This is a genomic window from Lysobacter helvus, assembly GCF_018406645.1.
Lineage (GTDB): Bacteria > Pseudomonadota > Gammaproteobacteria > Xanthomonadales > Xanthomonadaceae > Noviluteimonas > Noviluteimonas caseinilytica.
On the sequence record NZ_AP024546.1, the window covers coordinates 2,868,300 to 2,882,524 of the forward strand.

Annotated in this window: 10 protein-coding genes; 6 read left to right on the top strand and 4 right to left on the bottom strand. The window is 68.1% G+C overall.

Features of this window, described 5'->3' with window-relative positions:
* Nucleotides 1-163 precede the first annotated feature (163 nt).
* Complete coding sequence (locus tag LYSHEL_RS14050; RefSeq protein ID WP_213434676.1) at nucleotides 164-1,129, top strand: RluA family pseudouridine synthase; 966 nt, start codon at nucleotides 164-166, stop codon at nucleotides 1,127-1,129.
* 7 nt (nucleotides 1,130-1,136) lie between these two features.
* Here LYSHEL_RS14050 and LYSHEL_RS14055 read toward each other — a convergent pair whose 3' ends face one another.
* Nucleotides 1,137-1,478: a 4a-hydroxytetrahydrobiopterin dehydratase gene (locus LYSHEL_RS14055; RefSeq protein ID WP_213434677.1), complete on the bottom strand. Its 342-nt coding sequence runs from the start codon at nucleotides 1,476-1,478 to the stop codon at nucleotides 1,137-1,139.
* A gap of 106 nt (nucleotides 1,479-1,584) precedes the next feature.
* On the opposite strand from LYSHEL_RS14055, the gene LYSHEL_RS14060 reads away from it, so the two are divergent.
* A complete protein-coding gene (locus tag LYSHEL_RS14060; RefSeq protein ID WP_213434678.1) occupies nucleotides 1,585-2,178 on the top strand; it encodes a NifU family protein in 594 nt (197 codons plus the stop codon).
* A gap of 16 nt (nucleotides 2,179-2,194) precedes the next feature.
* Nucleotides 2,195-3,898: a hypothetical protein gene (locus LYSHEL_RS14065; protein ID WP_213434679.1), complete on the top strand. Its 1,704-nt coding sequence runs from the start codon at nucleotides 2,195-2,197 to the stop codon at nucleotides 3,896-3,898.
* A 70-nt stretch (nucleotides 3,899-3,968) separates the two neighbouring features.
* Here the strand turns inward: LYSHEL_RS14065 and LYSHEL_RS14070 are convergent, their stop codons facing one another.
* Together LYSHEL_RS14070 and LYSHEL_RS14075 are read right to left on the bottom strand one after the other, a co-directional pair.
* Entirely contained in the window at nucleotides 3,969-4,409 is a 441-nt protein-coding gene (locus LYSHEL_RS14070; RefSeq protein WP_213434680.1) for a c-type cytochrome, read from the bottom strand.
* 8 nt (nucleotides 4,410-4,417) lie between these two features.
* A complete protein-coding gene (locus tag LYSHEL_RS14075; protein WP_213437840.1) occupies nucleotides 4,418-4,843 on the bottom strand; it encodes a c-type cytochrome in 426 nt (141 codons plus the stop codon).
* 315 nt (nucleotides 4,844-5,158) lie between these two features.
* On the opposite strand from LYSHEL_RS14075, the gene LYSHEL_RS14080 reads away from it, so the two are divergent.
* From LYSHEL_RS14080 to LYSHEL_RS14090, 3 genes are read left to right on the top strand one after another with little or no spacing between them, the layout of a single operon-like run.
* Nucleotides 5,159-6,298 (top strand): efflux RND transporter periplasmic adaptor subunit, encoded by a 1,140-nt coding sequence (locus LYSHEL_RS14080; RefSeq protein ID WP_213434681.1) that lies wholly within the window; start codon nucleotides 5,159-5,161, stop codon nucleotides 6,296-6,298.
* Nucleotides 6,299-6,356: 58 nt separating this feature from the next.
* On the top strand, nucleotides 6,357-9,875 hold the full coding sequence (locus LYSHEL_RS14085; RefSeq protein ID WP_244858552.1) for an efflux RND transporter permease subunit: 3,519 nt from the start codon (nucleotides 6,357-6,359) through the stop codon (nucleotides 9,873-9,875).
* Nucleotides 9,872-12,973: an efflux RND transporter permease subunit gene (locus LYSHEL_RS14090; protein WP_213434682.1), complete on the top strand. Its 3,102-nt coding sequence runs from the start codon at nucleotides 9,872-9,874 to the stop codon at nucleotides 12,971-12,973. The genes LYSHEL_RS14085 and LYSHEL_RS14090 overlap by 4 nt, the downstream gene beginning before the upstream one ends.
* Here LYSHEL_RS14090 and LYSHEL_RS14095 read toward each other — a convergent pair whose 3' ends face one another.
* Complete coding sequence (locus LYSHEL_RS14095; RefSeq protein WP_213434683.1) at nucleotides 12,974-14,200, bottom strand: TraB/GumN family protein; 1,227 nt, start codon at nucleotides 14,198-14,200, stop codon at nucleotides 12,974-12,976.
* Nucleotides 14,201-14,225 lie beyond the last annotated feature (25 nt).

Genomic DNA, 14,225 nt, shown 5'->3' on the forward strand with positions numbered 1-14,225 from the left:
TGGCCGCCCCGGGGGCGGTGGTCGCGCACTTCGAACGGGGATCGCGGGAGGCGGGCTTTCGGCCCTGCGCGTTGCGGATGCCGGTTGTGGCATCCATTGGCGCAATCTCCCAGCGAAATCAAACCCTTACTTCGCGCGGCGAGTGTAGCAGATCAAGGCGAGCATGGACCCCATCGATCAACCCCCCGGGCGAGCCCCGGCCCAGGCCAGGACCGTCCGGATTGCAGAGGACCGGGACGGCCAGCGGCTGGACAACTTCCTGCTCGGCTATCTCAAGGGCGCGCCGCGTTCGCTGGTCTACAAGCTCGTGAGATCGGGCCAGGTGCGCGTGAACGGCGGGCGCGTGAAGGCCGACCGGCGCCTCGAAGGCGGCGACGAGGTCCGCATCCCGCCGGTGCGCCTGGACGAACCGGCCGAGAAGGGCACGCCCGCCAAGGGCCTGCTCGAGGCGATGGAGGGCAGCATCGTGTTCGAGGACGCGCGCCTGCTGGCCATCAACAAGCCCTCGGGCGTGGCCAGCCATGGCGGCAGCGGGATCAGCTTCGGCGCGATCGAAACCCTGCGCGCCCTGCGGCCCAACCAGTCGCTCGAACTCGTCCATCGCCTCGACCGCGACACCTCCGGCCTGCTGGTCATCGCGAAGAAGCGCTCGGCCCTCACCGAACTGCAGGCGCTGATGCGCGAGGAAGGCGGCATCGCCAAGCGCTACCTCGCGTTGCTGGTCGGCCGCTTGCCCAACGGAACGATGAGCGTCGATGCGCCGCTGCACATCGGCCTGCGCCAGGGCGGCGAACGCCACGTGCAGGTCAATCCTGCGGGCAAGGCCTCGCTGAGCCACTTCAAGGCGCTGGAACGCCGCGGCGGGCATTCGTACTGCGAGGTGCGCATCGAAACAGGGCGCACGCACCAGATCCGCGTGCATGCGCAGCACATCGGCCATCCGGTGGCGGGCGACGACAAGTACGGCGACGAAGCGGTGAACAAGCGACTGCGCGAACAGGTGGGGCTGAAGCGGATGTTCCTGCATGCCTCGACGCTGGAATTCGTGCTCGACGGCGGCAAGGCGCCTTACCTGCTCAACGCGCCGCTGGCGCCGGAACTCATCGACGTGCTCGACAAGCTGGCCTGAGGCGCGCTCAGCCGGAGAGGCGTTCGGTCTTGGCGGCCAGGATGAAGTCGTTCTCGCTCAGGCCGCCCACGTCGTGGGTGGAGAAGCGCACGACGCAGCGGTCGTAATGCACGCCGAGGTCGGGATGGTGGTCTTCGCGGTTGGCGATGAAGGCCAGCGCGTTCACGAACGCCATCGTGCGGTAGTAGTCCTTGAACTTGAATGTCTTGACCAGCGCATGGCCGTCCTCGGCCAGTTCCCAGCCCGGGACCTGCGGCAGCAGTTCGCGCACCCGCGCTTCGGTGAGCTTGTGCTCGCTGCCCTTGCGGGCGATGCAATGGGCGTCGGCGAGGGCGATCAGGTCGGTCATGGCAGGGCTCCCATGCGCAAGCGCATGAACCAGAACATATCGGGCGTGGGCATGGAGTGGACCCGCGGGCAAGGCGGGTCGTCCGGACGCGTCTAGAATAGCCCGCATGATCCAACTCTCCGAATCCGCGCAGGCGCACTTCCGCCGCCTCATCGAACGCGAAGCCCTGCCGGGCCTGGGCGTCCGACTCTCCGCCGTGCATGCCGGCACGCCCCGCGCCGACGTGCGCCTGGAGTTCGCCGAGCCGGCGGACCTCACCGGCGACGAGTGGGCCATCGATTGCGAAGGCTTCACCTTGTGGATCGATCCGGCGAGCGCACCGTTCCTCGATGCTGCAGAGATCGACTACGCGCAGCAGGCCACGGGCGGCCAGCTGCAGATCCGCGCGCCGAGGATCAAGGGCGAGGTGCCGGCCGAGGATGCCTCGCTGGTGGAACGCGTGCGCTGGGTCGTCGAGCAGGAAATCAATCCGCAGCTCGCGCAGCATCGCGGGCACGTGTCGGTGCAGGAAGTCTCGAGCGACGGCGTCGTGCTGCTGCGCTTCGGCGGCGGCTGCCACGGGTGCGGCATGGCCGATGTCACGCTGAAGCAGGGGATCGAAACGACGCTCCTGACGAAGGTGCCGGGCGTGACCGCGGTGCGCGACGCCACCGACCACGCGACCGGCGACGCGCCCTACATCCCGCGCGACGCGGCGTAAGCAGGTCGCGACCCGCGTGTTCAACGCCGCGGATGTCATCGAAGCGCTGGCGCAACGACGCCGGCTGAAATCCATCCGCCCGGAGGCGCCGGGCACCTTGCCGCCGGGCTGGCAGACGTGGCTCGACGGCATGTCGACGAGCCCGCGCGCGATCAAGGGCGCGCCGCCGCAGGACGTGATCGCGGAATTCGCGCAACGCCCGCTGGCGTCGCCGCCGAAACGCATGCCGACGCTCACGCGCTGGCAGGCATTCCGCACGTTGCTGCGCCAGCAATGGAATCCGCCGCATCGCGAGGAACGCGGGCAGCGCCTCTTCGCGGCATTCGTCAGCGGCGCGTTGCACGCGGTGTTCCTCGTGTTGCTGATGATCCTGGCGTGGGTGCGTATTCCGCCGCCGCCGGCAGGCAGCGCGGGCGAGACGGTGGTGCAGGTCGAATTCATCGGCAAGGGCACGCCGGAGGAAACGGGCGGCGGTGCACCGGAAGGCCCCGCGCCCGAACCGTCGCCCGCACCCGCTGCGCCCGCGGCGCAGAGCGCGGCGGAAAAGCCCGCCGAAACCACGCAAACGCCGCCGCCGAGCGAAGCGCAACCCACGACGGAACCGCCGACGGAACCGGCCCCGGTCGCCGCGCAACCGGAAGTGGAACCCACGCCGGTCGAGCCGCAACCTGCAGCACAACCGTTGCAGGTCACCGAAGTCACGGTGCCCGACACCACGTTCGTCCTCGCACCGACGCGTCCGCGCGACGTGCAGTTGCCGGAACCGCAGATCGTCGTGCCCGAATTGAAACAACCCGCACCCGGCGTCGCGCGCGTGGCGGTGCCGCAGCAGCAGGTGTTGCAGGTGGAGCAAGTCGCACCGACACCGGTGCGCGTTGCGCCGACGTTGCGCGCGGAAGAAGAAGCGCGCCTGTCGCAGGCACGCGCCTTGAACGCGCCGACGACCACGCCCGAATTGCAGGTGCCCACCGTGCGCGCTCAGGTGCAGGCGTTGCCGATGCCGTCGCGCGGCACGCAACCGTCCGCGCAATCGGGCACGGCGCCTGCGGCGAGCGCTTCGCCGACGGGGACGTCGACGGCGGCGACGCCCGGTGGCGGTCCGCCGTCGCCCGGCAGCGGCACGCGTCCTGCGGCGCAAACGGGCACCGGCACCACGCCTTCCGCGAAACCTGGCGCATGGCCCACGCCGCAACGCGGCGACGATTTCGGCGTCGGCACGCGCAATCGACCGGGCGCCGCGCCCGGCACGCCCGGCGCGCAAGCAGGCGGCAAGCCGGGCCTGTTCAAGGCCGACGGCACGCCGAACCTTGGCGAAGCGCCATCGCCGCAACGCAATGCGCCGGGCACGCCGGAAGCGCAGGCGATCGATCTCGACAAGGCCGGCCGCTGGCTCAAGCGCCCGCCGTACGACTACACGCCGACCGCGTTCGACAAGTACTGGCGCCCGAGCGAAACGCTGCTGCAGGAATGGGTGCGCAAGGGCATCAAGAAGCTCGAGATCCCGATTCCCGGCACGGGCAAGCGCATCAGCTGCGTCGTGTCGTTGCTCGCGGTGGGCGGCGCGTGCGGGCTCACCGATCCCAACCACAACGAGCAACCTGCCACCGCGCGTCCGCCGCCGGACATTCCGTTCAAGCCGCAGTTGCAGGAAAACAACGGCAGCGTGCGTCCGGCGCCCGCGCCGCCGGCGACGACGGTGCGTCCGCCCGCTGCGGGCTGAAGCGCATCGTCGCCAACGAAAACGGCCCGCTTGCGCGGGCCGTTCGTGTTTCGCGATGCGTGGGCGCGGATTACTCCAGGCCGTGCAGATCCTTCAGGTGGCTCGGGGCGGACTGGAAGTACGCGCCCAGGTCGGCGATCTGCTGGTCCGTGAGCCCCTTCGCCTGGCTGCTCATCAACGCGTGTTCGCGATCGCCCTTGCGATAGGCGAGCAGCGCGTGCGTGAGGTAATCGGCGTACTGGCCGCCGAGCTTCGGGTAGGTGGGATCGATCGGCGCATTGCCTTCGGCGCCGTGGCAATCCACGCACGCCTGGCCCGTTTCCTTGTTCTTCGTCGCGGCGAGCGTCTTGCCGGCGTCGATGTGGCCGGCGGGCAGGCCGGCGGAGGACGAATGCGGGGTTTCGTTCGCTTCGGCGGCTTCGTGGCCGCCTTCGGGCGCTTCGGACTTGGAGCACGCGGCGAGCGAAACGGCGAGCAGCGCGATGGCGGCGGTGGTGCGGAGGGTCGTCATGGCGGGGCTCACTTCACGCTGGACAGGTAGGCGGCGATGTCGGCGATGTCCTGTTCCGAGAAGCTCTCGGCCTGGGCCTGCATCGTCGGGTGCTTGCGCTTGCCCTGGCGGTATTCGTGCAGCGCGTTGGACAGGTACTGCGCGGTCTGTCCGCCGATGCGCGGCACGTGGTAGTTCGGGTATGCGTTCTTGTAGCCGGTGACGCCGTGGCAGCCCTGGCACGTGTACGTGAGCAGGCGACCCTTCGCGGCGTCGCCGGTGGGCGCGGCAGCGGCGGCGGGTGCGGCGGCGGCGGTCGATGCAGCCGCGGGCGCGGCGGTCGTCGAAGCAGCGGCCGGCGCGGCGGCGGTGGTCTGCGACGCGGCAGGGGTCTGCGCGGCGGCGAGGAGCATGGGCACCAGCCACAGGCTGGCAGCGATCGTCAGCGGTCGCATCATCTGGAAGTTGTCCGAAGCGGAATTGTTTTTTCGCGCGCGGCGGACGCGATGCGACACACCGAGCGAGCGGCGAAGTATAGCTTGCACGTGAATGCAGGCGACAATGCCATGGCCGTCGCCGGCGGTCACCCGCGTGCAACCGGTCGCGTGGACGCTGCATCCCTTGCGCGTCCCGTTCGCGATTCGCGCCGATCCACGGATGAGTCCGACGTGGATCAGCAAAGCGCCGTGAAGTCACCATGACCTATGGCGCATGGTGGACCCGGCGGCCAAGTGATTTACTTGCCTACAACACCCAAGGGGTCTGCCCACATGCCTGTCAATACCTTCGTCCACGGCCGCCCGTTGCGCGCCGGTGCCCTCCTGATCGCCTGCGCCCTCGCGCTCGCCGCCTGCAAGAAGGGCGACGGGGACGCCATGGCCAAGGGCAAGGAGGACAAGGGGCCGGAGGCCATTCCGGTCGAAGTGATGGCCGCCGCCAAGCGCCCGATCGCCGCCAGCTACACCGGCACGGCGCCGCTGGAAGCCCGCGGCGAGTCGCAGGTGATCGCCAAGACCTCGGGCGTGGCCCTGCAGGTGCTGGTCGAGGAAGGCCAGCAGGTGCATGCCGGCCAGGTGCTCGTGCGCCTGGATTCCTCGCGCGCCGCGTTGCAGGCCGCGCAGACCGCCGCGCAGATGCGCAAGCTGGAAGCCAACTACGCCCGTTCGGTCACGCTGGCGCAGCAGAAGCTCATCAGCGCCAACGACATCGACACGATCCGCTTCGACCTGGAAAACGCGCGCGCCGCGAACCGCCTGGCCAACCTCGAGCTGTCCTACGCCAACGTCGTCGCGCCGATCTCCGGCGTGATCGCCGAGCGCAAGATCAAGGACGGCAACTTCGTGCAGATCAACACGCCGATCTTCCGCATCGTCGACACCTCGCGCCTGGAAGCCACGCTCAACGTGCCCGAGCGCGAAGTCGCCACGCTGACCAGCGGCCTGAAGGTGGACCTCGCCGTCGACGCGCTGCCGGGCCACAAGTTCGAAGGCACGATCGACCGCATCGCGCCCGTTGTTGATTCGGGCAGCGGCACGTTCCGCGTGATCTGCACCTTCGCCGGCGGCGGCACGCTGCAGCCGGGCATGTTCGGCCGCATCCGCATCGATTACGACCAGCGCACCGACGCCCTCGTCGTGCCGCGCGTGGCGCTGCTCGACGACGAAGGCGATCCGGCGGTGTACGCGGTCAAGGCCGGCAAGGCGGTGCGCGTGCCGGTGAAGCTGGGTTACCTCGACGGCCAGTGGGCCGAAGTGCGCCAGGGCCTGAAGGTGGGCGACCAGGTCGTCACCGCGGGCAAGGTCGCGCTGCGCGAAGGCAGCGCCGTGCAGATCATCGGTGGCGCGGGCCAGCCGCAGAAGAAGCTCGCGGCGGGCGAGGGCGGCAGTGCCGCCGCTTCCACCGCGCGCTGATCCGCGCTGACGCACCGACGAGTTTCCCCCGACAACCGCGCCGCCACCGGAGACGCGCGTGACGCACGCAAACGACAAATCCGCCGCAAGCCATTCCGCTGAAGGCGGTTCCCTCAACGTCGTCGAATTCTCCACGCGTCGCCGCGTCACGGTGATGATGGCGACGCTGACGTTCCTGATCTTCGGCGTCATCGCGCTGATGCACCTGAAGGTCAACCTGCTCCCCGACCTCAGCTATCCCACGCTCACCGTGCGCACCGAATACACCGGTGCGGCGCCGACCGAAATCGAAACGCTGATCTCCGAGCCGGTCGAAGAAGCCGTCGGCGTGGTGAAGGGCGTGCGGAAGCTGAAGTCCGTCTCGCGCACCGGGCAGAGCGATGTCGTGCTCGAGTTCGCGTGGGGCACCGACATGGACAAGGCCTCGCTGGAAGTGCGCGACAAGATGGAGTCGCTCGCGCTGCCGCTGGAAGCCAAGCCGCCGGTGCTGTTGCGCTTCAATCCCTCGACCGCGCCGATCATGCGCCTGGTGCTGGCCAACAAGGGCCAGGATTCGCAGGCCGCGCTGACGGCGTTGCGCCGTTACGCCGACGATGACCTGAAGAAGAAACTCGAGCCCGTCGAAGGCGTGGCCGCGGTGAAAGTGGGCGGCGGCCTGGAAGACGAAGTGCAGGTGGACATCGACCAGCAGAAGCTCGCGCAGCTGAACCTGCCGATCGACACCGTCATCCAGCGCCTGCAGCAGGAGAACATCAACATCTCCGGCGGTCGCCTGGAAGAAGGCTCGCAGCGGTTCCTCGTCCGCACGGTCAACCAGTTCGCGACCGTCGACGAAATCCGCGAAATGCTCGTCACCACGCAATCCGCCGGCGGCGGCAGCGCGCAGAGCGCGGCCGAGGAAATGGCGCGCGTCGCAGCGGCAACGGGCAACGCGGCCGCGATGGCCGCGGCGTCGGGCGTGCAGAGCGCATCGTCCGGTGGGTCCGCGGTGGCCGGCGGTCGTCCGATCCGCCTGAAGGACATCGCCGACGTGCGCCAGGGCTACAAGGAGCGCGAAGCGATCATCCGCCTCGGCGGCCATGAAGCCGTGGAGCTTGCGATCTACAAGGAAGGCGACGCCAACACCGTCTCCACCGCCGATGCCATCGCCACGCAGATCGAGAACATCAGGAAGACGATGCCGGCGGACATCGAACTGACGGTGGTCGACGACCAGTCGCAGTTCATCCGCAAATCGATCCACGAAGTGAAGAAGGACGCCATCATCGGCGGCCTGCTCGCGATCCTGATCATCTTCCTGTTCCTGCGCGATGGCTGGAGCACGTTCGTCGTCGGCCTGTCGCTGCCGGTGTCGATCGTCACCACGTTCTTCTTCATGGACCAGTTCAACCTGAGCCTCAACGTGATGTCGCTCGGCGGCCTCGCATTGGCGACGGGCCTGGTGGTCGACGACTCCATCGTGGTGCTCGAATCCATCGCCAAGGCGCGCGAACGGGGCCTCGGCATCGTCGAGGCGGCCATCGCCGGCACGCGCGAAGTGAGCATGGCGGTCGTGGCGTCCACGCTGACGACGATCGCGGTGTTCCTGCCGCTGGTGTTCGTCGAAGGCATCGCGGGGCAGCTGTTCCGCGACCAGGCGTTGACCGTGGCGCTGGCGATCGCGATCTCGCTCGTCGTGTCGATGACGCTGATCCCGATGCTGTCCTCGCTCAAGGGCCGCGCGCCGCTGGCGTTCAAGGAAGAAGCGCCGCATCCGCGCTGGGAGCCCACGTCGAAGTGGCAGCGTCCCATCGCGTTCGTCGGCCATCTGTTCGGCCTGCTGTTCCGCCTGCTGTCGTTCGCGTTCTTCTGGATCTTCGTGCGCGGCTGGCGCTTGCTGGTGGCCATCGTCGGTCCGGTGATGCGCGCCTTCAGCCGCGTCGCGATGGGGATCTACGATCGCCTCGAAGCGCTCTACCTGCGCACGCTGCCCGAAGCGCTGCTGCATCCGCGCAAGGTGCTCGCGGTCGCGGTGCTCGCGTTCCTGGCCACCGCCGCGGTCGTTCCGCTGCTCGGCTTCGACCTGATCCCGCAGCTGGCGCAGGATCGTTTCGAAATGACCGTGAAGCTGCCGCCCGGAACGCCGCTGCGCGACACCGACCAGGTGGTGCAGGAAATCCAGCGCGAACGCGGCAAGGACGATGGTCTCACCGCGCTGTACGGCGTGAGCGGCACCGGCACGCGCCTGGATGCCAGCCCCACCGAGAGCGGCGAGAACATCGCCAAGCTCACCGCGGTGATGAAGGACGGCGGCAGCGAGAAGCTCGAAGCGCAGCTCACCGAAAAACTGCGCGGCAGCATGCAGGGCCGCACGGATGCGCAGCTCGACTTCAGCCGCCCGGAACTCTTCAGCCTGTCCACGCCGCTGGAAATCGAACTGCAGGGCGCCGACCTGCCGCAGATCGAAGCCGCCGGCCGCAAGCTCGCCGCGATGCTGCGCGCCAACGACCACTACGCCGACGTGAAGTCGACGGTGGAGCAGGGCTTCCCCGAGATCCAGATCCACTTCGACCAGGACCGCGCCGCGGCGCTCGGCCTGACCACGCGCCAGATCGCCGACATCGTGGTGAAGAAGGTGCGCGGCGAAGTCGCCACGCGCTATTCGTTCCGCGATCGCAAGATCGACGTGCTGGTGCGCGCGCGTGCATCGGACCGTGCTTCGGTGGAAGACATCCGCAACCTCATCGTCAACCCGAACAGCGCCACGCCCGTGCGCCTGTCGTCGGTCGCCGATGTCGTGGCGGGCGTGGGCCCCAGCGAAATCCACCGCGCCGACCAGGTGCGCGTGGCGATCGTCTCGGCCAACCTGCGCGACATCGACCTCGGCGCCGCGGTGCAGGAAGTGCGCCAGCTGGTGCGCGACCACCCGCTCGGCGCGGACGTGGGCATGCACATCGGCGGGCAGGGCGAAGAACTCGCAAGCTCCGTGAAGTCGCTGCTGTTCGCCTTCGGCCTGGCGGTGTTCCTCGTCTACCTCGTGATGGCCTCGCAGTTCGAATCGCTGCTGCATCCCTTCGTCATCCTGTTCACCATCCCGCTCGCGCTGGTGGGTGCGGTGCTCGCGCTGCTGGTCACGCGTTCGGCGGTGTCGGTGGTGGTGTTCATCGGCCTGATCCTGCTGGTGGGCCTGGTGGTGAAGAACGCGATCATCCTGATCGACAAGGTCAACCAGTTGCGCGAAGAGGGCGTGCCGAAGCGCGAGGCCCTGGTGGCCGGTGCGCGTTCGCGCCTGCGCCCGATCGCGATGACCACGCTGTGCACGCTGTTCGGCTTCCTGCCGCTGGCGCTCGCCTTCGGTGAAGGTTCGGAAGTGCGCTCGCCGATGGCGATCACCGTGATCGGCGGCCTGCTGGTGTCGACGCTGCTGACGCTGGTGGTGATCCCGGTCGTGTACGACCTGCTGGATCGTCGCTCGGACGAGTACTACGCCGAGAAGCTGCGCCGCCAGGCCGCCGATGCGAAGGCGGCCAAGACGCTGATCGAGCACGACCAGGATCCGCTCAACGGGAACGGGATGACCCCGGAGGCCGGCACGTGAGCATCGCCGAGCTCAGCATCAAGCGGCCCGTCACCACGATCATGCTGTTCGTGTCGATGGTGGTGGTGGGCCTGATCGCGGCCGTGCGGCTGCCGCTGGAAGCGATGCCCGATGTCTCGGCGCCGTTCCTGTTCGTGCAGCTGCCGTACGCGGGCTCCACGCCGGAGGAAGTGGAGCGCACGATCCTGCGCCCCGTGGAAGAAACGCTTTCGACGATGACCGACGTCAAGAGCATGCAGGGCAACGCGACGTCCGAGCAGGGCAGCGTGTTCCTGATGTTCTCCGACTGGGATCGCGACATCGAGATCGCCGCGGCCGAAGCCCGCGAACGCATCGATGCGATCCGCGCCGACCTCCCCGACGACCTGCAGCGCTACTTCGTGTGGAAGTGGTCGACGAGCGACGAGCCGGCGATCGAACTGCGCCTGACCAGCAAGTCGCTCGACCTCACGAAGGAATACGACCGCATCGACCGCGTGTACAAGCGCCGGCTCGAACGCATTCCCGGCGTGGCGAAGGTGGAACTGGAAGGCGCGCCGCAGAACGAAGTCGAGATCGCGATCGACCAGGACCGCCTCAACGCGCACGGCCTGGCGCTTAACGACCTCGACACGCGCCTGCGCGCGGTCAACTTCTCCGTCTCGGCGGGCCAGATCGACAACGGCACGCAGCGCCTGCGCGTGCAGCCGATCGGCGAACTCACCGACCTGCAACAGTTGCGCGACCTCGTGCTGGCGAAGGGCGTGCGCCTGTCCGACGTGGCCGACGTGCGCCTGAAGCCCGAGAAGATGCCGTACGGCCGTCGCCTCGACGGGCGCCCGGCGGTGGGCATCGACGTCTACAAGGAGCGCGACGCGAACCTCGTCGACGTCTCGCGCGGGGTCAAGGCGGAACTGGCGGAGATCGCGAAGGACGGCGGCGTGCCCGACGTCGACCTGCTGGTCCAGTGGGATGCGGGCGAAAGCGTCGTCGGTTCGTTGTTGAGCCTGGCCGAAGCTGGCGCGATCGGCCTGCTGCTGTCGATCGCGGTGCTGTACTTCTTCCTGCGCCACTGGCCGTCGACGATGATGGTGACGCTGGCGATCCCGATCTGCTTCATCATGACGCTGGGCTTCATGTACTTCGTCGGCATCACGCTCAACGTGCTGACGATGATGGGCCTGCTGCTGGCGATCGGCATGCTGGTGGACAACGCGGTCGTGGTGGTGGAAAGCATCTACCAGGAACGCGAACGCCTGGGCGGCGATCCCAAGCTCGCCTCGATCATCGGCACGCGCCACGTCGCCATCGCGCTGTCGGCCGGCACCTTGTGCCACTGCATCGTGTTCGTGCCGAACCTGTTCGGCGAAAAGAACATGATCAGCATCTACATGGGCCAGATCGCGATCACGATCTGCGTCTCGCTGCTGGCCTCGTGGCTGGTGGCCGTGAGCCTGATCCCGATGCTGTCGGCGCGCATGAAGACGCCGCCGGCCGTGCGCAACGAGAAGGGCCTGATCTCGCGCCTGCAGCGCCGCTATGCCCGCATGCTGCGCTGGACGCTCGAGCATCGCGGCTGGAGCGTGCTGGGCATCCTGCTGATCGTGGTGATGAGCCTCGGCCCGATGGTCTGGACCAAGACGAACATGTTCGGCGGCGACGACATCGGCGAGATCGACATCTACTACCAGTGGAAGGGCGCCTACACGAAGGAGCAGATGTCGGACGAGATCCTGAAGGTCGAGAAGTTCCTCGACGCGCATCGCCAGGATTACCACATCGAACAGGTGTTCTCGCGCTATCGCGAACAGGGCTGGGCGGGCACCAACATCAAGCTGTCCACCAAGGACGCGAAGGAAATCACGCGCGTCACCGAAGCGCTGCGCAAGGACCTGCCGAAGTCGGCGCGCGCCAACCTCGGCATCGGCGACCAGGGCGGCCCGGGCGGCGACAAGCAGGGCAAGGAAATCCAGGTGATGCTGGTCGGCGATTCCACGCAGACCCTGAACGACATCGCCGAGGAAGTCGTGCCGCTGCTCGCGCGCAACAAGCAGTTGCGCGACGTGCGCGTGGACAACGGCGACCGCAACAGCGAGCTCACCGTAACGGTGGACCGCGATCGCGCGGCGGCGTTCGGCTTCAGCGCGAACGACGTGGCGACCTTCGTGGGCCTGGCCTTGCGTGGCGCGCCGCTGCGCGAGTTCCGTCGCGGCGACACCGAAGTGCCGGTGTGGGTGCGCTTCGCCGGCGCCGACAACTACGGCACCGAGGACCTCGCCAGCTTCACCGTGCGCACCGCCGACGGCCGCAGCGTCCCGCTGCTGTCGATGGTGAACGTGCAGGTGCGCGCGGCCGCGTCCACCATCGAGCGCACCAACCGCCAGACCACGCTCACGATCACCGCGGGCCTGCCCGACAAGGTGACGCAGCCGGATGCGCGCAAGGCGATCGAGACCACGCTGAAGACGGTGAACTTCCCGGCCGGCTACAACTTCTCGTTCGACCGCCCGGAGTTCATGAGCGACGACGCCGCGGTGAAGCAGATGATGTTCAACCTCGGCATCGCGCTGGTGATGATCTACATCGTGATGGCCGCGGTGTTCGAGTCGCTGCTGTTCCCCTCGGCGATCATGAGCGGCGTGCTGTTCTCGATCTTCGGCGTGTTCTGGCTGTTCTGGCTCACCGGCACCCAGTTCAACATCATGGCCTTCATCGGCATCCTGGTACTGATGGGCGTGGTGGTGAACAACGGCATCGTGATGGTCGAGCACATCAACAACCTGCGCAGGCGAGGGCTCTCACGCACGGACGCATTGGTGGAAGGCAGCAAGGAACGCCTGCGCCCGATCCTGATGACGATGGGCACGGCGATCCTGGCGATGGTGCCGATCGCGGTGGGCAACACGCAGATGGCGGGCGATGGCCCGGCGTACTACCCGATGGCGCGCGCGATCGCCGGTGGCCTCGCGTTCTCCACGGTGGTCAGCCTGATGTTCCTGCCCACCATCTACGCGATGCTCGACGACCTGCGGCACGGCACCGTGCGCATGATCCAGCGCGCACGTGGCGACAAGGGCGGGGTGCCGGCGGCATCGGTCACCGCCATCCACGTCGACTGATCAGGCGAGCAGTTTCGCCAGCAGCTTGGCACCGCCCATCCACACACCGATGGCGGTGCCCAGGCTGGTGAGGAAGAAGTTGAGCAGCACGCGTGCCACGCGGTTGCGATACCACCCGCGCACGCTGCCGACGTCGTCGCGCAGCGCCATGAAGTCGGCGTAGGTGGGCTTGCGCACCCACGCCTCGACGATCGCGCTGATCGTGCCGGACGCCAAGGCGGGATGCAGCGGCGTCACCGGCGAGGCGATGAACGCGGCGAGGATGCTGAGCGGATGGCCGCCGGCCGCCGCACAACCGATCGCACCGAGCGTGCCGGTCATCAGCACCCAATAGAGCATCAGTTCCGCGCCGACTTCGAAGCCGCCGCGGTAGAAGCCCCACGCGAACCCGCCGAGCACGAACACCGACAGGAACACGGTGAACCACGGGAAGCTGGACTTCTCCTTCACCGATTCCAGTTCGTGGCGGATCGATTGCGGTGCCACCTGGTCGTCGCGCAGGTGGCGCGCCAGGCCTTGCAGGTGTCCGGCGCCGACCACCGCCAGCACGTTGCGCGCGCCGGAGGCGGCGGTCGCGCTTTCGCGCAGGCGCGCGGCCATGTAGCGGTCGCGTTCGGCGATCACGGTGTCGTACAGCGCGGGGCTGTCCTTCGCGAATTCACCGAAGCTCGATTCGAGCATGTCGCCTTGCTTGAGCTTTTCGATCTCGTCGTGGCCGACTTCCTCGTCGCCGAACAGCGAGGTGATCAGGCCACCGAAGATCTTCGCGCGGCCCCACCAGCCCAGGCGCTGCGAGGCGCGCTTGAAGGTCAGGCCGACGTCGCGGTCGATGAGGTGCACGGTGAGGTCGCGCGCCTTCGCATCGTTCACCGCGGCCTTGAGTTCGGCGCCCGGTTCGATGCCGAGTTGTTCGGCGAGGCGCCGCTGGTACGCAGCGAGGCCGAGGTTGGCGGCGAACAGCGCGGTCTTGCCTTCGCGCAGCACCTTCACCAGGTCGAGCTTCGCGAGCGCTTCGGGATCGGACAACGCGGCGAGGCGCTGCGGATCCAGTTCCACCGCGATCGTGTCGTACGTGCCGCCGGCGATCGCCGCGTGCACGGCGTCGACGCTCGCCTTCGAGACATGCGCGGTGCCGAGGAGGGCGTAGCGGACGCCGTCGCGTTCGACGATGGCGTGCGGCTGGTCGGCGAGGGAAGGATCAGCGGGCGAAACGATCGGGTCGGTCATCGGGACTGCGTCTGGGGAAGGCGAC

Coding starts and splice junctions, on each gene's coding strand:
- LYSHEL_RS14075 (WP_213437840.1), bottom strand. CDS start 4,843: ATGCGACCGCTGACGATCGCTGCCAGCCTGTGGCTGGTGCCCATGCTC.
- LYSHEL_RS14095 (WP_213434683.1), bottom strand. CDS start 14,200: ATGACCGACCCGATCGTTTCGCCCGCTGATCCTTCCCTCGCCGACCAG.
- LYSHEL_RS14080 (WP_213434681.1), top strand. CDS start 5,159: ATGCCTGTCAATACCTTCGTCCACGGCCGCCCGTTGCGCGCCGGTGCC.
- LYSHEL_RS14050 (WP_213434676.1), top strand. CDS start 164: ATGGACCCCATCGATCAACCCCCCGGGCGAGCCCCGGCCCAGGCCAGG.
- LYSHEL_RS14055 (WP_213434677.1), bottom strand. CDS start 1,478: ATGACCGACCTGATCGCCCTCGCCGACGCCCATTGCATCGCCCGCAAG.
- LYSHEL_RS14070 (WP_213434680.1), bottom strand. CDS start 4,409: ATGACGACCCTCCGCACCACCGCCGCCATCGCGCTGCTCGCCGTTTCG.
- LYSHEL_RS14060 (WP_213434678.1), top strand. CDS start 1,585: ATGATCCAACTCTCCGAATCCGCGCAGGCGCACTTCCGCCGCCTCATC.